Source organism: Limosilactobacillus agrestis (genome assembly GCF_014145585.1).
GTDB lineage: Bacteria > Bacillota > Bacilli > Lactobacillales > Lactobacillaceae > Limosilactobacillus > Limosilactobacillus agrestis.
Genome location: NZ_JACIVF010000035.1, coordinates 148,291 through 166,719, shown reverse-complemented (window position 1 = coordinate 166,719; position 18,429 = coordinate 148,291). Strand labels below are relative to the sequence as shown.

The 18,429-nt window shown below is 37.8% G+C and carries 19 protein-coding genes; 16 read left to right on the top strand and 3 right to left on the bottom strand.

Annotation, left to right across the window (positions count from 1 at the left end):
* Window position 1: 1 nt before the first annotated feature.
* From H5R88_RS03065 to smpB, 3 genes are read left to right on the top strand one after another with little or no spacing between them, the layout of a single operon-like run.
* The gene (locus tag H5R88_RS03065; RefSeq protein WP_182577962.1) at window positions 2-778 is read left to right on the top strand and encodes an alpha/beta hydrolase; all 777 of its coding nucleotides are present in this window, start codon (window positions 2-4) and stop codon (window positions 776-778) included.
* Entirely contained in the window at window positions 765-3,170 is a 2,406-nt protein-coding gene (gene rnr, locus H5R88_RS03060) for a ribonuclease R (RefSeq protein ID WP_182600200.1), read from the top strand. Before H5R88_RS03065 ends, rnr begins: the two co-directional genes overlap by 14 nt.
* Window positions 3,171-3,187: 17 nt before the next feature.
* The gene (gene smpB / locus H5R88_RS03055; protein ID WP_182600199.1) at window positions 3,188-3,661 is read left to right on the top strand and encodes an SsrA-binding protein SmpB; all 474 of its coding nucleotides are present in this window, start codon (window positions 3,188-3,190) and stop codon (window positions 3,659-3,661) included.
* Between the two features lie 190 nt (window positions 3,662-3,851).
* On the opposite strand, the gene H5R88_RS03050 is transcribed toward smpB, so the two are convergent.
* Window positions 3,852-4,436, bottom strand: coding sequence for an LURP-one-related/scramblase family protein (locus H5R88_RS03050; protein WP_182577965.1), 585 nt, complete (start codon window positions 4,434-4,436; stop codon window positions 3,852-3,854).
* A 150-nt stretch (window positions 4,437-4,586) separates the two neighbouring features.
* Here H5R88_RS03050 and H5R88_RS03045 point away from each other — a divergent pair, with 150 nt between their 5' ends.
* The 4 genes from H5R88_RS03045 (at window position 4,587) to H5R88_RS03030 (ending at window position 7,398) form a co-directional block, all read left to right on the top strand.
* The gene (locus tag H5R88_RS03045; RefSeq protein WP_182577966.1) at window positions 4,587-5,276 is read left to right on the top strand and encodes a uracil-DNA glycosylase; all 690 of its coding nucleotides are present in this window, start codon (window positions 4,587-4,589) and stop codon (window positions 5,274-5,276) included.
* A 60-nt stretch (window positions 5,277-5,336) separates the two neighbouring features.
* The gene (pta, locus tag H5R88_RS03040; protein ID WP_182577967.1) at window positions 5,337-6,311 is read left to right on the top strand and encodes a phosphate acetyltransferase; all 975 of its coding nucleotides are present in this window, start codon (window positions 5,337-5,339) and stop codon (window positions 6,309-6,311) included.
* Between the two features lie 119 nt (window positions 6,312-6,430).
* Window positions 6,431-6,889 carry a tRNA (adenosine(37)-N6)-threonylcarbamoyltransferase complex ATPase subunit type 1 TsaE gene (gene tsaE / locus H5R88_RS03035; RefSeq protein ID WP_182600198.1) on the top strand — a complete coding sequence of 153 codons (459 nt, stop codon included), beginning with the start codon at window positions 6,431-6,433 and terminating at the stop codon, window positions 6,887-6,889.
* Window positions 6,889-7,398, top strand: a complete 510-nt coding sequence (locus H5R88_RS03030) for a GNAT family N-acetyltransferase (protein WP_182577969.1) — start codon at window positions 6,889-6,891, stop codon at window positions 7,396-7,398. Before tsaE ends, H5R88_RS03030 begins: the two co-directional genes overlap by 1 nt.
* 31 nt (window positions 7,399-7,429) lie before the next feature.
* On the opposite strand, the gene H5R88_RS03025 is transcribed toward H5R88_RS03030, so the two are convergent.
* Both H5R88_RS03025 and H5R88_RS03020 read right to left on the bottom strand, forming a co-directional pair.
* Window positions 7,430-7,852, bottom strand: coding sequence for a PAS domain-containing protein (locus H5R88_RS03025; RefSeq protein WP_182577970.1), 423 nt, complete (start codon window positions 7,850-7,852; stop codon window positions 7,430-7,432).
* Between the two features lie 11 nt (window positions 7,853-7,863).
* Entirely contained in the window at window positions 7,864-8,403 is a 540-nt protein-coding gene (locus H5R88_RS03020; RefSeq protein ID WP_182577971.1) for a 3'-5' exonuclease, read from the bottom strand.
* 123 nt (window positions 8,404-8,526) lie between these two features.
* Between H5R88_RS03020 and murB the strand changes: the two genes are divergently transcribed.
* The 9 genes from murB (at window position 8,527) to H5R88_RS02975 (ending at window position 18,410) form a co-directional block, all read left to right on the top strand.
* The gene (murB, locus tag H5R88_RS03015) at window positions 8,527-9,423 is read left to right on the top strand and encodes a UDP-N-acetylmuramate dehydrogenase (protein ID WP_182577972.1); all 897 of its coding nucleotides are present in this window, start codon (window positions 8,527-8,529) and stop codon (window positions 9,421-9,423) included.
* A 330-nt stretch (window positions 9,424-9,753) separates the two neighbouring features.
* Window positions 9,754-10,677, top strand: coding sequence for a ribokinase (rbsK, locus tag H5R88_RS03010; RefSeq protein ID WP_182577973.1), 924 nt, complete (start codon window positions 9,754-9,756; stop codon window positions 10,675-10,677).
* 11 nt (window positions 10,678-10,688) lie between these two features.
* A complete protein-coding gene (gene rbsD / locus H5R88_RS03005) occupies window positions 10,689-11,084 on the top strand; it encodes a D-ribose pyranase (RefSeq protein ID WP_182577974.1) in 396 nt (131 codons plus the stop codon).
* A 20-nt stretch (window positions 11,085-11,104) separates the two neighbouring features.
* A complete protein-coding gene (gene fucP / locus H5R88_RS03000; protein WP_182577975.1) occupies window positions 11,105-12,460 on the top strand; it encodes an L-fucose:H+ symporter permease in 1,356 nt (451 codons plus the stop codon).
* 158 nt (window positions 12,461-12,618) lie between these two features.
* Entirely contained in the window at window positions 12,619-13,470 is an 852-nt protein-coding gene (cdaA, locus tag H5R88_RS02995; RefSeq protein ID WP_231794704.1) for a diadenylate cyclase CdaA, read from the top strand.
* Window positions 13,454-14,350, top strand: coding sequence for a CdaR family protein (locus H5R88_RS02990; RefSeq protein WP_182577977.1), 897 nt, complete (start codon window positions 13,454-13,456; stop codon window positions 14,348-14,350). Before cdaA ends, H5R88_RS02990 begins: the two co-directional genes overlap by 17 nt.
* A 30-nt stretch (window positions 14,351-14,380) precedes the next feature.
* Window positions 14,381-15,736, top strand: coding sequence for a phosphoglucosamine mutase (gene glmM / locus H5R88_RS02985; RefSeq protein ID WP_182577978.1), 1,356 nt, complete (start codon window positions 14,381-14,383; stop codon window positions 15,734-15,736).
* A gap of 281 nt (window positions 15,737-16,017) precedes the next feature.
* Window positions 16,018-17,838: a glutamine--fructose-6-phosphate transaminase (isomerizing) gene (gene glmS, locus H5R88_RS02980; protein WP_182600197.1), complete on the top strand. Its 1,821-nt coding sequence runs from the start codon at window positions 16,018-16,020 to the stop codon at window positions 17,836-17,838.
* A gap of 260 nt (window positions 17,839-18,098) precedes the next feature.
* Entirely contained in the window at window positions 18,099-18,410 is a 312-nt protein-coding gene (locus H5R88_RS02975; RefSeq protein WP_182577980.1) for a hypothetical protein, read from the top strand.
* The last annotated feature ends 19 nt before the right edge of the window (window positions 18,411-18,429 follow it).

The window sequence follows — 18,429 nt, the reverse complement described above, 5'->3', positions numbered from 1 at the left end:
AGTGATAACGTATACTGGTGAATCTTTTTTCTTTCCCCATAGTGGACGATATGGAGTTGTTTTGCTTCATGCATATACAGGAAATACGAATGATGTTCGAATGCTAGGACGATACCTTAATTGGCAAGGCTACACGGTCTTTGCGCCGCTTTTAAGAGGTCATGGCGGAGACCCACGAAAGGTGCTAGAAAGCAATGGCCCCGATGATTGGTGGGATGATACCCGGATGGCAATTTTTCGTTTACGAGATGCTGGAGTTGATCAAATTGCAATTTTTGGTTTGTCACTCGGTGGTTTACTAGCAACAAGGGCCCTTGAGAATGATCCGCAATTATTAGGTGGTGGTGTTTTCGCGTCCCCGATTACCAGCTGGGGACAGTCAAATGTTCCGGAATACTTCCCTAAGATTGCAGCAAAGTATTACCGTCAGCAAAAAATCAATCCACTGATTATTAAAGAAAGGGTTGCTAAATTGACTGAGCGACTCCCCAAGCAACTAGCACAAATCCAAATAATGACGCATCAAATTTGTGACCACTTAGATCAGATTCATCAGCCATTCTTTATTGCGCAAGGAGGCGCAGATGAGCTGATTGATCCAGCGTCTGGACTTCAATTAAAAACAAGATTACAAGCAGATGGAGTTACAGTTGATTATCATTATTATCCAACCGCTACTCACTTATTAACAGTTAATACTGCTCATCGTCAATTATTTACCGATGTAGGAAAATATTTACAAAATTTATTCGAGGTGTCTTCTAATGACAACAAGTAATTTAAAAGAAAAAATATTAACACATTTAACAGATAATGCAGGTGTGAGTTACTCAGCAGAAAAACTTGCTCATCAATTAGGAATGGATGATGCTGAGCAATTTACACCGATCGTTCAATCTCTTGCTCAATTGGAAAGAGAGAAAAAAGTTCAAGTAACTGATCGTGGTGAATTCGAAGCAATTATTAAACAGCAACCACTTATTGGGACTTTCCATGGTAACGATAAGGGGTTTGGTTTTGTAGACTATGATCCCGATCTTCCAGACATGTATATTAATCCTGATCATACCTTGCATGCATTAAATGGAGATCAAGTAGAAGTTAAAGTATTACGACCAGCAAAAACTGGTAGTGATCAGGGTCCAGAAGGTCAAGTAACTCGGATTGTTGAACATAAATATGAAAATGTAGTTGGTGAATTTAAGCAAGAAACTGTCGGTGATGATTACATTGGTGAAATTTTGCTTAAAGATAAAAAATTATCGCAGTATCATTTTTATGTAACGGACAAGGGATTAAAACCGCTTGACGGCCAAGTAGTAACAGCTACTGTTGAGACTTACCCTAGTGACGAAGCACCGGAAGTAATGACGGGGGCCGTTACTGAAGTGATTGGGGATAAAGATGAACCGGGCATTGATATTATGTCAGTAATTTATGCTCACGATGTTCCGCATGAATTCCCTAAAGAAGTCATGGAACAAGCTAATAAGATTCCACTTCATGTTCTCCCAGAAGAAAAAAAGGGACGAGTGGATATTACTGATCAACCACTTGTTACCATTGACGCAATTGAATCAAAAGACTTGGATGATGCGGTTGTAGCTTGGAAGATGGATAATGGACACTATCACCTGGGGGTCCATATTGCTGATGTTACTCACTATGTAAAACCTGGCACACCGCTTGATCAAGAAGCATTTAAACGCGGTACATCGGTTTATCTAACTGATCGGGTGGTTCCAATGCTTCCTAAGCGGCTTTCGAATGGAATCTGTTCTCTAAATCCAGGTGAAGAACGCCTTGCAATGAGTTGTGAAATGGAAATTGATGAACAAGGAAAAATTGTTAATCATCGAATCTTCCAAAGTGTGATGAGATCACATGCCCGAATGACTTATAAAGCAGTTAATAAGATTCTTGAGTCTCATGATGCTAAAACGATGAAACAATACGAAGATCTTGTTCCAATGTTTGAAACAATGGGTAAGATTCACAAATTGTTGCTTAAAAATCGGAAAAAACGTGGTGCTATTGATTTTGAAGCTCCTGAAGCAAAAATTATTGTGGATGAAAAGGGGCACCCAACGGATATTCAACTACGGGATCGGGGACTTTCTGAACGAATGATTGAATCCTTTATGTTAGCTGCTAATGAAACAGTTGCTGAACACTACTTTAAGGAACGTGTTCCATTCCTTTATCGGATCCACGAGACACCAGATAGTGAACGAATTAAGTCATTTGTGGACTTTTTGGCTGTATTTGGAATTGATGTCCATGGTGATATTAAGAATGTTAAGCCGGGGATGCTTCAAAAAGTATTGAAGGACGTAGCTGGTACTCCTGAAGAGCAAATGGTTCAAGTAATGATGTTACGTAGTATGCAGCAAGCTAAGTATTCAGATGAGGAGCTAGGTCACTTTGGCTTGGGTGCTAAATACTACACTCACTTTACTTCACCAATTCGGCGATATCCAGATGATACGGTTCACCGTTTGATTAAATGGTACGAAGAACATGGTAAAAACGAACCAGCTAAGGATTATTGGCGGGACAAGCTTCCGGAAATTGCTGAACATACTTCTGTTACCGAACGGCGGGGAATTGATACAGAGCGTGATGTCGACAGTATGAAGAAAGCTGAATACATGGAAGATCATGTTGGCGAAACATTTGATGCCGTCGTAAGTTCAGTAATGAAGTTTGGCTTATTTGTAGAATTGCCAAATACAGTTGAAGGGTTAGTTCATATTAGTGTCATGAATGATGATTATTATGAATATTCAGAAAAACACATGGCCTTGATTGGACGAAACTCTCATCGAATTTTCCAAATGGGTCAACCAATAAAGGTTAAGTTAGTTCGGGCAGATAAAGATCTTCGTGAAGTTGATTTTGAAATTGTTAACCCTGAAGAAGCGCCAAAGACAAAGATTCGGGTTCCACATAATGATGAATATCGGGGTCGAGGTCGTGGCCGCAAGGGACGTGCCAATAATAATTCTCATCATGAGAATGCTAGCGGTAACCATTACCGGAATACTCAAGGAAAATGGCGTCGAACTCACCAAGAAAATGGACGTCAAAATAATCGTCAAATAAATCGAGGACAAACTCGTCACCACAATAATTCACGTGATCATGAAGGCGTTCGTCGCCACCATTAAGAGCGGGGAGGGATATTATGGCAAAAAAATCCCATCAAGAAAATAATGATAACTTAATTGCACAAAATAAAAAGGCACGTCATGATTATTTTGTAACGGATACTGTTGAAGCAGGATTAGTTTTAACGGGGACGGAGATAAAATCTGTTCGTGCTCACCGGGTTAATTTGAAAGATGGCTTTGCCCAAGTTCGTAACGGTGAAGCTTGGTTAATGAATGTGCATATTAGTGAATATGATAATGGAACTTACTTCAATCAAGATCCGTTAAGAAATCGTAAGTTGCTATTACACAAAAAGGAAATTAATAAGCTTGGAGGAGCCTTACAGGATAAAGGAGTTACCCTCATTCCATTAAAAATGTATATTAAACGTGGCTATGCAAAAGTCTTGTTAGGTCTAGCCAAAGGTAAACACCAATATGATAAGCGTGAAGCAATTAAGCGTCGTGAACAAAACCGTGAAATTGAGCGAGTTATGAAACATTACTAAAATGAAAGAGAGTAGGAAATAACCTTCTCGACAAGGTGGTGGGTTAAGCTAGAACGATGGTTAGCACGACACAGGCTGATCATTGTTCGTACATAGGCTCGAGCCTTGTGGTTATTTTGCTATTGTTCGTGAATACAGTTGAGGCTGAGAGAAAACAGAAGTTTTTTCTCAGCCTCTTTCATTTTAAAATCTATTTGTTTTTTCGTTCTTTACAGTTAAAGTTTAACTGGTTACTAATAGAAAATGACATACTGGTATTAAGCTTAGGGGAACGCTTCATCAACCGTGCTAATAGCGGTTCTTGTTCACTTCGGCGGGCAAAATGATTGAGAATACTAGCAATGAGGATTGCGAGTGGTTCATCATCTTCTTTGTTTACCTTTAATTCATGACAATAACCGCTTGATAGTTTAACTGGTTGAATTGAAAAAACTAAGTGACTACCGGAAAAAACACGGTAACGACCTGTTAATGGTGAACCAACAACGATCCAGTTAATCCCACGAATATAAATAACCCGTTGAACAAACCCGAGCCCTTTCCCAATTGTTCCAACACGTTGCCGATTAAGATATAATGCAAATTTGGGTAACAATCCAAGAGTTAATTGCTTTACTTCAGCTAATAAGGCTCCATCAATTGCATATAATGATAGGGCATCGTACCTCATCCCCCACTTACCGACAAGAAGATAGCACGATTTACCGTTCTTATCGCGAATGACGGTCGTTCCATGTAAATCACTTGAACGATCGCGAATATATAATTGTCGCACTTTGCCACCACCATTCTTTGATAATCTATCTCTTATTTTACCAGCTTCTTAGTAAATTTGGTGAAGAAACTTCTAAGTTAAAAAACGCTTCCAATTTATCCCATGATGATGTTTAATTATGCTAAAATAATAGGCGAGGTGCTAATAATCGTGAAACAATTAATTCATAATGACTGGTGGGAAGTGTTAAGACCCCAGTTTGAAAGTGCATATTATGCGCAACTGCATAATTTTTTAAAAGAAGAATATACCCATCAAACGATCTATCCGGAAATGCATCATATTTTTGAAGCATTTGAATGGACTCCTTTTAGTAAGGTTAAGGTTGTTATCCTTGGTCAAGATCCTTATCATGGACCAAACCAAGCTCATGGGTGTAGTTTCTCAGTACTACCTGGGGTACCGGTTCCACCTTCATTGCAAAATATTTATAAAGAGTTGCAAAGTGATTTAGGTTGTACACCGGTAAATCACGGCTATTTGAAGAAGTGGGCTGACCAAGGCATCCTTTTATTAAATTCGGTTTTGACAGTGCGAGCAGGGCAAGCGTATTCTCACCGTGGACATGGCTGGGAGCAATTAACAGACGCGGCAATTCATGCTTTATCTGAACGTCCTAAACCAGTTGTCTTTATCTTATGGGGACGGGCTGCTCGAAATAAGAAACAATTAATTAATACAAAGACAAATATTGTTCTTGAATCAGCTCATCCGAGTCCATTATCTGCTAATCGTGGATTTTTTGGATCTCGACCATTTTCTAAAACAAACGAAGCACTTCAGGCAATGGGAGAACAGCCAATTGATTGGCAACTGCCTGCCGAACCAAATTATCGTTAAAGATGTGATTGCTAGTCACAACTTTAAAATGTTTAGTGACCATAAGGAGGTACTTGCATTATGGAATTATTTGATGAGATTGCTGCAAAGATTAAGGGACAAAATAAGACAATTGTTTTCCCAGAGGGTGAAGATAAGCGAATTTTAGGGGCTGCTGTCCGCTTGAAGAAAGATGACTTAGTAGAGCCAATTTTGCTTGGTGATAAAGAAGCAATTAAAGAAGTTGCAAGTAAAAATGGCTTTGATCTTGCTGGCCTTCAAATTATCGATCCAGCAACTTATCCAGAAGACGATAAGCAAGCAATGTTTGACTCATTAATGGAACGGCGTAAGGGAAAGAATACTCCTGAAGAAATTCAAAAGATGCTTGAAGATGTCAGTTACTTTGGAACCATGCTTGTTTACATGGGCAAGGCTGATGGAATGGTTTCTGGTGCTGTTCATTCAACCGGAGCAACTGTTCGGCCGGCATTACAAATTATCAAAACTAAGCCAGGTGCACACCGAATTAGTGGTGCTTTCCTTATGATTAAAGGTAATCAACGTTATATCTTCGCTGATTGTGCAATTAATATTGAATTGGATGCTCCAACAATGGCTGAAGTAGCAATTCAAAGTGCAGAAACAGCTCGTTTATTTGAAATTGATCCAAAAGTTGCGTTACTTAGTTTTTCAACTAAGGGCTCAGCGAAGGGTGAAATGGTTACTAAAGTGGCCGATGCGACTAGGTTAGTTCATGATATGGATCCGGACTTACCAGCTGATGGTGAATTACAATTTGATGCGGCAGTTGTCCCATCAGTAGGTGCACTTAAAGCTCCTGATTCAAAAGTTGCTGGTCATGCCAATGTCTTCATCTTCCCAAGTCTAGAAGCAGGTAATATTGGCTACAAGATTGCACAACGATTTGGTGGTTTTACAGCAGTGGGGCCTATCCTTCAAGGACTTAATGCTCCAATTGCTGACCTTTCACGGGGATGCAGTGAGGATGACGCTTATAAGGTTGCCATGATTACCGCAGCTCAAGCATTGTAAAATTTAATTGAACATAATAGAGGCTGAAAAGAACTTTTATTTTTCTCAGCCTCTCTTTTTGCTTTTTAAACATGGGATGGGTACAATAAGGCTAGAATTTTAAACTTGGAGAGAATGCTATGGAAAGCTTAACGTTAACGAATTGCGAGGCGACAATTGCTCTTGGAGAGAAAATTGGTCGTCAGTTAGTTGCAGGGGATGTTTTGGTCTTAGATGGCGATTTAGGAGCAGGAAAGACTACTTTTACGAAGGGACTGGCTGTGGGACTAGAAATTCCTGATATCATTAAAAGTCCTACTTTTACAATTATCCATGAATATCAAGATGGACGTCTTCCGTTATATCACATGGATGTATACCGCCTAGAAAATGGGGGAGCAGAAGATTTAGGGCTTGAAGAATACTTTGATGGTGATGGTGTTTCTGTTGTTGAGTGGGCTAAATATGTTGAAGATGAATTACCGGCTGATTTTTTAGCCATTCACTTTAAGCGCACAGATGATGATAATACCCGGCTTTTAGAATTTGCCCCTCATGGTACTCATTTTGACCAGATTGTAAAAAGCGTGGTGAAATAATGGCAGATGAAATTTCGGTAAAGTTGGCAACAAGTGAAGATGCAGGAGCTGTTTTGCATTTTTTACGGACAACTGCAAATGAGAGTGATGCTGTATTAGTACCGCATTTAAATGAAATTAGTAAAGAAGAGGAAGCAACAAACATCGATTTAATCAATCAATTTGATGATTGTGTTATTTTGCTTGCAATGCTCGGCGAAGAGATTGTGGGGATGGTTACTGTAATGGTATTAGATCATCAACCGACAACCGGTGAATTAGGAGTCGTGGTACGGAAAAAGTATTGGCGAAACGGAATCGGTCGCTTATTAGTCGATGAAGCAGAATATTGGTTTAATACCTATAGTAGTTTAGAAAATTTGGTTCTGACAGTTTTTGAGAATAATATTCCGGCAATTAAGCTTTATCAGCAATTACACTTTGTTACAACAGGAAAAACGGTTGAACAGGGGCATAATGTCCTGCAAATGCAATACGATAATAAAAAAGAGGAAACAATGGAAAAGTAAGCCATTATTTCCTCTTTCTTTGTACATATGTTTATTTTTTATGTAATACTTGCATAATGTTTCGCCAGAAAGATCCCTTTGTTTGCTGTTTACTAACGTCTTGTGTTACCTCTATACATCCGAGGTATTTATTTTGATCATCACGTAAAGCATAAAAAGCAATGTTTACTGGATGATCGTGGTACTTGATCATAATACTAATCGAATCCCGATCCCCACTATGCATATCGTGAAGTACTTGTTTAACATGCCCTTGACTGTGTCCCGGATGGACCTCAAGGACATGTTTACCTAAGTCTGCATCGGTACGCTTGAATAAACGATGATAATTTGCAGATGACCAACGAATGATATCATTTTCATCAATGAAATCAAATTCGATAGGGATAGTTTCAAAAATAGTATTAAGTTGTTTGAGGCTTAATTTTCCGCCTTTAAGATTAATATTTGTCATGATTTTCTCCTTTAGCCGATTAAATTGATAAAGGGCTGAATTTGTTGTGGGGTAAAATGCTTACTTTGATAAAGCAGAATGTTAGCACAGGCCTGGGCATCATCAAGAGCGTTATGATGGTGATGGAGGTCGATATTTAACGCGTCACAGACAGTATTGAGTTTATAATTTGTTAATCCTGGAATCAGCTGGCGGCTTGAAGCAACCGTATCGAGTGTCTGATAAGCAGGGGCTGCGATATCGTAATGTTCTAACGTATCCTTCAAAACACTATTATCAAAACGATTATTATGGGCAATTACTAATTTATCAGGAGTGTAGAATTGATTGATGTGTTCCCATACTTCTGGAAAATCAGGTGCATTTTGGACATCCCGTTCATGAATGCCATGGATTTGTGTATTACGCCAAAAAAATTTGGTATGAGGATTAATTAGGGTGTAAAATTCGTCAGCAATTTCTCCATTACGAACGATTGTGAGTGCGAGTGAACATGCACTGTAACGCTTGCCATTAGCAGTTTCAAAGTCCATTGCTATAAAATTCATCATGCATCCTCCTTGCGAAAGTTGATAATTTCATTTTACAATCAACAAATTATTTTTCAAAACTTTTACTTTCGAAAAATGATACAATATCTCTTGAAAGTAAATATAAAAAGGAAGAAATAGAGAATGGCTAATTTGATGAACGAATTTCCTGATATTGAAATTAAACAAGATGAACCATTAATGAAATATACCTACACTAAAACAGGTGGTCCGGCTGATTGGTTGGCTTTTCCCGAAACAGTTAATCAAGTAAAAGAGCTAGTTGATTATGTCCGTGAGCATAAAATGGGGTTAACTGTTTTAGGAAATGCCAGTAATTTAATTGTTGGCGATGGTGGTGTAGACGATTTAACAATTATTCTTACACGACTTAATAAAATTGAAGTTCATGATAATAAGGTAACCGCACAGGCAGGAGCATCTTATATCGCAACAACAGAAGCTGCTCGGGATAATGAACTTAGTGGCTTAGAATTCGCTGCTGGGATTCCTGGTAGTATTGGTGGTGCTATCTTCATGAATGCGGGTGCATATGGTGGGGAAACTAAAAATGTAGTTTCCGAAGTAACCGTAATGCTCCCCGATGGAACGATCAAACAGCTTACAAATGAAGAATTAGACTTTGGCTATCGGCATAGCAGTATTCAAGATAATAACGGAATTGTGTTAGATGCCACGTTTACTTTGGAACCGGGCAAGTATGATGATATCAAGGCAAGAATGGATGAGTTAAATGAACGGCGAGAAGCTAAGCAACCATTAGATTTACCGTCATGCGGAAGTGTGTTTAAGCGACCAGAGGGATATTATGCTGGAAAATTAATTCATGATGCTGGCTTGCAAGGGTATACTTCAGGTGGTGCACAGGTGTCGATTAAACATGCTGGCTTTATCGTGAATATTGATCATGGAACTGCTGCAGACTATGTAAATGTTATCCATCATGTTCAAAAGACGGTTAAAGAGAAATTTGGCGTTAACCTTGAGACCGAAGTAAGAATTATCGGTCGGCAGGATTAAAATTATAAAGTGTAAGTTTATTAAAAGATTATTAATAAGCTTGCACTTTTATTATTTTAAAGATAGTGAAGTAATGAATGAATTTAACCTATAGTTAGGTGTCGCCAAAAAGGAAAAACGTAACTTGATTCACCTTATTATTTGTTAATTATGAAAAATCTCACAAATTGCTCATTAAAAAATTATTATTATGAATAAAAAGTGATTTCAAAGGATTTTGAAGTATAGCGATTCACTGGCTGATAAAAATAGCTTTGTAATCACTTTCAAAATATGATAGGATAATTAGGTCTCATTCTTGAAAAAATTCACAAAGTAAGGAGTATATTTATGAGCAATAATGTAGTTGTTTTAGGAAGTATTAATGTTGATACCACTTATCACGTTGATCGATTTCCTCAACCTGGTGAAACCATCTCAGCAGTAAGTAAGAGTTCTGCTCCTGGTGGTAAGGGTGCTAACCAGGCAGTTGCAGCAGCCCGTTCTGGTGCCAAAACGGCTTTTATTGGTGCTGTTGGTTCTGATAAGGAAGGAACCTATATGCTTGAATCATTAGGTGATGATCATATTGATACGCATCACATCATGACTGATGAGTTACATGGTACTGGTAGTGCTGCGATCACTTTAGATGCCGATGGTCAAAATGACATTATGGTATATGGTGGTGCTAATCAGGCAATGACCACTGATGTTCTTGCCGGTATTGATGATGTTTTAGAAGATGCTGACTTTTTAATTAGTCAATTTGAAACACCACAAGAAGTTACTTTAGATGCCTTCAAGCAAGCTAAAAAACATGGGGTTACTACTCTTCTAAATCCGGCACCGGCTCATGAAATTTTACCGGAATTATTAAAATATACAGATGTTATCACTCCCAATGAAAGTGAATGTGCCTTATTAACAGGGATTGAAATTACTGATGAAGAATCAATGTTAAAGAGTGCCAATTATTTCCGTGAACGAGGAGTTAAGCACCTTTTGATTACTTTAGGCTCAAAAGGAGTATTTTACTCCACACCTACATCTCATGGACTTGTTCCGGCATTTAAGGTTAAGGCAGTTGATACTACTGCAGCTGGTGATACATTCCTTGGTGCGTTGAGTTCACAATTAGAAAAAGACTTGTCAAATGTTGATAAGGCCCTTGTTTACGCACAACGGGCATCTAGTTTAACTGTTCAGCAAATGGGAGCAATGCCTTCTATTCCAGATCATGATGCAGTTATAAAAGCATTGGCAGAAAATTAAGGAGTATTATCATGAAGAAGACAGGGATTATTAATTCAGAAGTTTCAGCCGTCGTAGCTAATATGGGTCACATGGATTGGCTATCCATTGGTGATGCAGGAATGCCTGTTCCATTTGGTACTAAGAAGATTGATTTGGCCGTTGATAAAGAATTGCCAAGCTTTATGGACGTATTAAATAACGTTCTTAAGGAAATGAAGGTTCAAAAAATTTACTTAGCTGAAGAAATCAAAATCCAAAATCCAGAGCAACTTGAAAATATCAAAAAGGCATTGCCAGATGTTGAGATTGCCTTTATGCCTCATAGTGAGCTTAAGAAGAGCCTTGCTAGGACCCATGCCTTTATTCGGACAGGGGAAATGACGCCTTACTCAAACATTATTCTTGAATCAGGCGTAACATTTTAATTTTAGGAGTTAGTTTTTTTATGGAAAATGAAGTAAAAAAAGAGAATGGACAAAGTTGGGTTCAGCTTTCTGATGGATACTTAAGCCGAACACCAATGTTCCAATTTGTTATTTTATGTTTAATCTTCCCATTGTGGGGAGCAGCAGCTAGTCTTAATGATATTTTGATCACTCAATTCAAGACTGTTTTTACCTTAAATGATACTGCAACGGCCTTTGTTCAAAGTGCCTTTTATGGTGGTTATTTCTTAATGGCCATTCCAGCATCAATTCTTATTAAAAAGACATCTTATAAATTAGCAATTCTTATTGGGCTATTATTTTATATTATTGGTTGTGGACTATTTTTCCCAGCTTCACATGTTGCTACTTATAGCATGTTTTTAGTTGCTATTTTTGCGATTGCCATTGGTTTAAGTTTTCTTGAAACTAGTTGTGATACATATGCAACGATGTTTGGACCAAAAGAAACTGCTAACAAACGGTTAAATGTTGCTAATGTTTTGATTCCTCTTGGTGATATCATGGGAATCGTTCTTGGTAAGTACCTTATTTTTGGTGAAGGTGGAAATATTGCTGATAAGGTTGCTAAGATGTCAAAATCTGAGGCAGAAGCTTATAATCAACACTTGCTTCAATTAACTTTGCAGCCTTACAAGTATATTTTGATTGTTTTAATCATTATCTTTATTGTATTGGCAATTACTAAAATGCCTCGCGCAAAGGCCTTTTCAACCGGTTCTGAAAAGAAGGAGGAGCAACCATCACTTGGTGAAACTTTCAACTACTTATTCCACAATAAGCGGTACATGAAAGGGGTTCTTTGTCAGTTTGTTTATGCTGGGATGCAAACTACTGTATGGTCATTTACTATTCGGTTAGCATTACGTCTTGATTCTCATATTTCTGATGCGGCTGCTTCAACCTTCATGATTTACAGTTACATTGCTTGGTTCTTTGGTAAGTTAGTTGCAAACTGGTTCCTTGATCGTTACTCAATTACTAAGGTATTAACTTGGTTCTCATTACTTGGAACAATTTCATTAGTAATTACCTTTACTATTCCTAATATTACAGCGGTAATTGCGGCAATCGCAACTAGTTTCTTCTTTGGACCAGAATGGCCAACTATCTATGCTCATACGCTTGATCAAATTCATGAAAAAAAGTATACCGAAACCGGTGGAGCATTTATTGTGATGTCCTTAATTGGTGGTGCAATTGTTCCGACAATTCAAGGACGTGTATCCGATTTAACTGGTTCAATGCAGTTATCATTCATCGTTCCAGCAATTTGTTTTGCCCTTATTACTATTTACTTCTGGACAGAGCACCGTTGGGAAAAGGCTCATCCAAATGAAGTTCAAGAACACTAAAATTTCCCAGGAAATAATTTAATATTAATGGCCCAGCGGTTATTTAATCAGCTGAGCCTTTATTTATTTTTAAAACTTTAAAGTAATTTTTTCTAGATTAGGCTAAACATGGAATGAAATGATATAATATGAACGTGATTTAGAGGATGGTGAATGCGATGCAGTTTATAATTTCGCTTCTAACGTGGCAGAATCTGATTCACTTAATTGATATCTTAGTAATTTGGTTTTTAATCTACGAGTTATTAATGTTGATTCGTGGTACAAGAGCTGTCCAACTATTTCGTGGCATTCTGATCATTATTTTGGTTAAGATTGTTAGTTGGTATGTTGGGTTAAGTACTGTTTCGTGGGTAATGGATCAAATTATCAACTGGGGTGTTATTGCAATTGTTATTATCTTCCAGCCAGAAATTCGGCGAGGATTGGAACACCTTGGGCGGGGAACATTCTTAACTCATAATCAAACAGCAAATGAGAAAGAAGAAGATGTGATTAAGCAGTTAGACCAAGCGATTCAGTACATGTCAAAGCGAAGAATTGGTGCTTTAATGAGTATTCAAATGAAGACTGGGCTAGAAGAGTATATTGAAACTGGTATTCCACTCGATGCTGATATTTCGGGTGCGTTGCTCATTAATACTTTTATTCCTAATACGCCCTTACATGATGGAGCAGTTATTATAAAAAATAATCGGATTGCGGTAGCGGCTGCCTATCTTCCCTTGTCTGATAGTAAATTGATTCCTAAAGAATTAGGGACACGGCATCGAGCCGCAGTTGGAATTAGTGAAGTGACAGATGCATTGACAATTGTTATTTCAGAAGAAACCGGAGAAGTTTCAATTACGAAGGACAATGAATTAATTCGCAATATGTCACGGGATGAATACCTAAAGTTCTTGCGTGCTCAATTATATACGCATGAACCCCAACACGAAAACTTGGTAACAGAACTTTATGCTAAGTTTCAACGTAGAGGAGGTGGCCGCCATGGGCAAGAACACTAAAGGCTTCTTTCGGCGGAAATGGTTTTTGAGAATTATTTCGTTAATTCTGGCAATCTTTTTATTCATGTATGTAAATGGGAGTAAAAGTGGCTTTCTTCGTCAAAATACCCGAAATAATAATCAAAGTAGTGCATTAATGTCAAATAAATCCGTTACTCTGAGGATGCCTCTTGATGTAACAATTGATAATAATAGATACATTGTTAGCGGGTATCCGCAATATGTTAAAGTTAAGGTAACTGGTCCTTCCGCATTGGTTACAACCACCTCTAATACTCAGAATTTTAAGGTATATGCAGATTTATCTGACTTGACACCTGGTAAACATCGAGTAAAGTTAAAAACGAGCGGGTTAAACTCAGAGTTAACTTCTAAAATTGAACCCCAATATATTAATGTGAATATCCAACCACGGAAGACAATTACAATGAAAGTAACTGTTCGTTTGAGTAATAAGGATTTGGATAATGGCTATAAGCTTGGGCAACCACATAGTGATATTCAAACTGTTCAAGTTACTGGTTCTCGAGATGAAGTTAATAAGGTAAATCGAATTATTGCTTTTGTGGCGGTTTCTCGTGATGCAAAGGATAATATTACACGACAGGTAACATTACAAGCAGTTGATCGGAATGGACAAACCCTTAATGTGGTAATTTCACCAACTACTACTAATGTTTCAATTCCTGTTTCTGCAGGTTCACAGAGCAGTAGTTCGAGTGATGATTCATCAAGTAGGAGTGGCAGTGAAGAGAGTGAAGATACAAAGAGTAGTTCAAGATCGACTTCACCAAATGACTCTTCAGCTTCTTTCTCTGAAACTTCCCAATCATCAAGTAGTATAAGTAATGAAAACTCAAGTTCAAGTAGCAGAAATTAATAATAAAGGTACGTATAGAGGAGAAGTGAAATGAAGTTAAAATATTTTGGAACTGATGGTGTTCGTGGTGTTGCAAATCAAGACTTAAGTCCTGAATTAGCATTCCGGGTTGGGCGCGCGGGAGGATACGTTCTTACTCGCCATTCAGAACGGAAGCAGCCTCAGGTGCTAGTTGCTCGTGATACTCGGATTTCAGGTGAAATGTTAGAAAATGCTTTGATTGCTGGACTATTATCTGTTGGTATTGAAGTCTTGCGGTTGGGGGTTGTAACTACTCCAGGGGTTGCTTACCTTGTTCGTGCACAGGAAGCTGATGCTGGAGTAATGATTACTGCTAGTCATAACCCCATTAAATACAACGGGATTAAGTATTTTGGGGATAATGGATTTAAATTATCTGATGAACTAGAGTATGAAATTGAACAATTACTTGATGCTGAAGAGGATACGTTACCACGTCCATCTGATGCTGGATTAGGAACAGTTGCTGATTATCATGAGGGAGCATTAAAATATACCTCTTTCTTGGAACAAACAGTTTCAAATGATCTTGAAGGGTTAAAAGTGGTGGTTGATGCTGCTAATGGTGCAACAAGTGGCTTTATCTCCAATCTTTTTGCTGATATGAACGTTGATTTTATTCCAATTAATGATCAACCAGATGGTTTAAATACTAATCTAAATTGTGGATCGACCCATCCAGAGAGCCTTCAAAGAGCAGTTGTGGAAAATGATGCAGACCTTGGAGTAGCATTTGATGGTGATGGTGACCGTTGTATTGCTGTTGATAACGAAGGAAATATTGTTGATGGTGATAAGATTATGTATATCTGTGGTAAGTATATGGATAAGAAAGGTTTACTTAAGAAAGACACAGTTGTGACAACTGTTATGAGTAATCTGGGAATGTACAAAGCCTTGGAGGCACATAATTTAAAGAGTGTTAAGACTAAAGTTGGTGACCGTTACGTTGTTGAGGAGATGTTAAAAAATGGCTATAACCTTGGTGGCGAACAATCAGGTCATATCATTTTCTTAGATCACAATACGACTGGTGATGGAATGCTTACTGCACTACAACTCTTGTCTGTAGTTAAAGATTCTGGCAAGACACTTGCTGAATTAGCAAGTGATGTAACAACTTATCCACAAGAGTTGTTGAATATTAAAGTAGCAAACAAGACTACTGCGATGGAAAATCAAAAATTAAAGGAAGCCATTGCGCAAGTCGAAAAAGAAATGGACGGAGACGGACGGGTCCTTGTTCGCCCTAGTGGAACAGAACCTCTTTTACGAATTATGGCTGAAGCAGCTACTCCAGAATTGGTTCATGAATATGTTGAACGAATCGGTGATATTGCCCGTGCGGAATTAGAAGTAAAATAACTTTACGATGAGGCTGAGAGGAAACGTTTGTTTTTCTCTCAGCCTCAACTGCTATTCATGAACGATAGCAAGATAACGGGGAACTGGCTTTATATTGCTCCCAAGTAGTTATTTCCCATTCATGCTTTTTAATCTTTTAATAAATTTTAAAGTATATAGACCAATTGGATAAAATGATTGACAAGGTAATCCAAAAACTGTACTATACAATACAGTTGATTAGATTTAGTAATAATTACTAGTTATCTATACCAATTTTATTTAAAGGATGGAATTTAATTATGTGTGGAATTGTTGGAGTTACTGGAACTGACAGGAGTTTGTCAATTCTGATTGATGGATTAAAGCGTCTTGAATATCGTGGATATGACTCTGCGGGAGTTTATGTTAATGATCAACAGGGGCATGATTATCTTGTTAAGCGGCCAGGTCGAATTGCTAATTTAGAAGCAGCACTTGGGGAAGAAGTTCATGGCTTGGCAGGAATTGGTCATACGCGATGGGCTACTCACGGTGAACCAAATGAGGCCAATGCTCACCCTCAATACTCTAAAGACGAACGGTTCTACTTAGTTCATAACGGTGTAATTGAAAATTATGCTGATTTAAAGAAAGAATACTTATCTGACGTTAAATTTGTTAGTCAAACTGATACAGAAGTAATTGTTCAATTAGTTGATAAATTTGTAGTTGAGTCTGGAATGTCAACAGAAGCAGCTTTACTCAAAGTTCTTCGTTTGATCAGTCCTGATTCTTCGTATGCATTTGTATTGATGGATAAAGAACAGCCGGATACATTATTTGTTGCTAAAAATAAGAGTCCATTATTAGTTGGAATTACTGATGGTTACAACATGGTTGGTTCAGACGCAATGTCGATGATTAAAGAAACTAATACCTTTATGGAAATTGGTGACCACGAGTTAGTAATCGTTAAGCCGGACCATGTTACTGTTAAAGATTTTGATGGTAGTGAAATTGAACGGCCAACATTTAAGGTTGATATGGACGCTAATGCAGCAGATAAGGGCACCTACCCATACTACATGCTAAAGGAAATTGATGAACAGCCAGCCGTTATGCGGAAGTTAGTTCAAGAATACTTTGGCAACAATGATGTAGCACAAATTAATGAGGATCTGTTAAAAGACATGGCGAATGCTGACCACCTTTACATTGTTGGGGCCGGCACAAGTTATCATGCTGGTTTAGTAGGTGCACGGATTTTTGAAAAGCTATGTGGTATTCCTACCTCTGTTCATATTTCATCAGAATTCGCTTACGAACAACCACTGCTTTCTAAGAAGCCATTCTTTATCTTCCTAAGTCAAAGTGGAGAAACTGCTGATAGTAGGGAAGTACTTGTTAATGTTAATAAGCATAACTGGCCAAGTTTAACAATTACAAATGTTGATAAATCAACGCTTTCTCGTGAAGCAACCTATACTGAATTACTTCATGCTGGTCCAGAAATCGCTGTGGCTTCAACAAAAGCTTATACCGCGCAAATTGCTGTAGAGGCTATCCTTGCTCAAGCAGTTGGTGTTTACATGGATAAACAAGCAGCCAAAGATTTTGATGTAAAGCACCAACTAGGATTAGTTGCTAATGGAATGCAATCAATTACTGACAGTAAGAAGAAAGTGGAAGAAATTGCTTCTCGCTACCTATCTAAATCTCAAAGTGCCTTCTACATTGGTCGGGGAATGGATTGGTCAGTTTCTCTTGAAGCTGCTTTGAAGTTAAAGGAAATTTCGTATGTTCAAGCGGAGGGCTTTGCATCTGGTGAATTAAAGCATGGAACAATCGCTTTAATCGAAGATCAGACTCCAGTGATTGGAATTATTACTCAGGACCGGACAGCTGGTTTAACACGGAGCAATCTTGAAGAAACACAAGCTCGTGGTGCAAATGCAATTACAATTGTTTCTCGTCACCTTGCGAAAGAAGACGATACATTTATTCTTCCTGATGTAGATGAAGTGTTAACACCACTCCTCAGTGTAATTCCAGCACAATTATTGGCTTACTATACTAGTCTTGGTAAGGGACTTGATGTTGATAAGCCACGTAACCTCGCAAAATCTGTTACAGTTCAATAAAATTATAAAAGAAGTTAGAAATGCTTTAGTTAGTTTTTCAACTTCTTTTTATTTAAAAAGTAATTTGATATTTTCTTTGAATTTATTTAATAAAAGGATTGACTTACTTTACTGGAAGCGCTAACATTAAAGTTGTAAGGTATAAAGTAATTACCTTCTAATCAATTCTCTTTCTCTCTTATGCCGATCATCGTCTTTTAGACGGTGATTTTTTTATTTAAACTCGCTATAATGATAAAGATTGAAAGGGGAAGGACACCGTGGAAGAACAACACGAAACGTTAACATTAATTGAAGAAATTACCCGTAATGACGGCTCAAAATATTATGAAATTGGTAATATGGTTCAAAATGGTCGTGCAGAATTAGCGGCTGAACGCAATTTTATTAAAGAAGTTCGTATTTTAGAATTAAATATTCCTCATTCTAAAAATGTTATTAAATATGAGCACTTTATAAATACGCACTATAAGATGCAAACTGAAGCAATGGATCATTGGGAAGAATGGAAGCGTCCCCCAGAGGTTGATGAGGTTGTTCAAGCAATCTTAAAAGAAAATCATATTGGATAAAGAAGAAAGCTAAGTTATT

Bases quoted from the DNA above. Each gene is read 5' to 3' on its own strand.
- smpB (WP_182600199.1), top strand. From the start codon at position 3,188: ATGGCAAAAAAATCCCATCAAGAAAATAATGATAACTTAATTGCACAA.
- murB (WP_182577972.1), top strand. From the start codon at position 8,527: ATGGCTAATTTGATGAACGAATTTCCTGATATTGAAATTAAACAAGAT.
- H5R88_RS03020 (WP_182577971.1), bottom strand. From the start codon at position 8,403: ATGATGAATTTTATAGCAATGGACTTTGAAACTGCTAATGGCAAGCGT.
- rbsD (WP_182577974.1), top strand. From the start codon at position 10,689: ATGAAGAAGACAGGGATTATTAATTCAGAAGTTTCAGCCGTCGTAGCT.
- rbsK (WP_182577973.1), top strand. From the start codon at position 9,754: ATGAGCAATAATGTAGTTGTTTTAGGAAGTATTAATGTTGATACCACT.
- H5R88_RS03030 (WP_182577969.1), top strand. From the start codon at position 6,889: ATGGCAGATGAAATTTCGGTAAAGTTGGCAACAAGTGAAGATGCAGGA.
- H5R88_RS03025 (WP_182577970.1), bottom strand. From the start codon at position 7,852: ATGACAAATATTAATCTTAAAGGCGGAAAATTAAGCCTCAAACAACTT.
- fucP (WP_182577975.1), top strand. From the start codon at position 11,105: ATGGAAAATGAAGTAAAAAAAGAGAATGGACAAAGTTGGGTTCAGCTT.
- rnr (WP_182600200.1), top strand. From the start codon at position 765: ATGACAACAAGTAATTTAAAAGAAAAAATATTAACACATTTAACAGAT.
- pta (WP_182577967.1), top strand. From the start codon at position 5,337: ATGGAATTATTTGATGAGATTGCTGCAAAGATTAAGGGACAAAATAAG.
- H5R88_RS02990 (WP_182577977.1), top strand. From the start codon at position 13,454: ATGGGCAAGAACACTAAAGGCTTCTTTCGGCGGAAATGGTTTTTGAGA.
- glmS (WP_182600197.1), top strand. From the start codon at position 16,018: ATGTGTGGAATTGTTGGAGTTACTGGAACTGACAGGAGTTTGTCAATT.
- glmM (WP_182577978.1), top strand. From the start codon at position 14,381: ATGAAGTTAAAATATTTTGGAACTGATGGTGTTCGTGGTGTTGCAAAT.
- tsaE (WP_182600198.1), top strand. From the start codon at position 6,431: ATGGAAAGCTTAACGTTAACGAATTGCGAGGCGACAATTGCTCTTGGA.
- cdaA (WP_231794704.1), top strand. From the start codon at position 12,619: ATGCAGTTTATAATTTCGCTTCTAACGTGGCAGAATCTGATTCACTTA.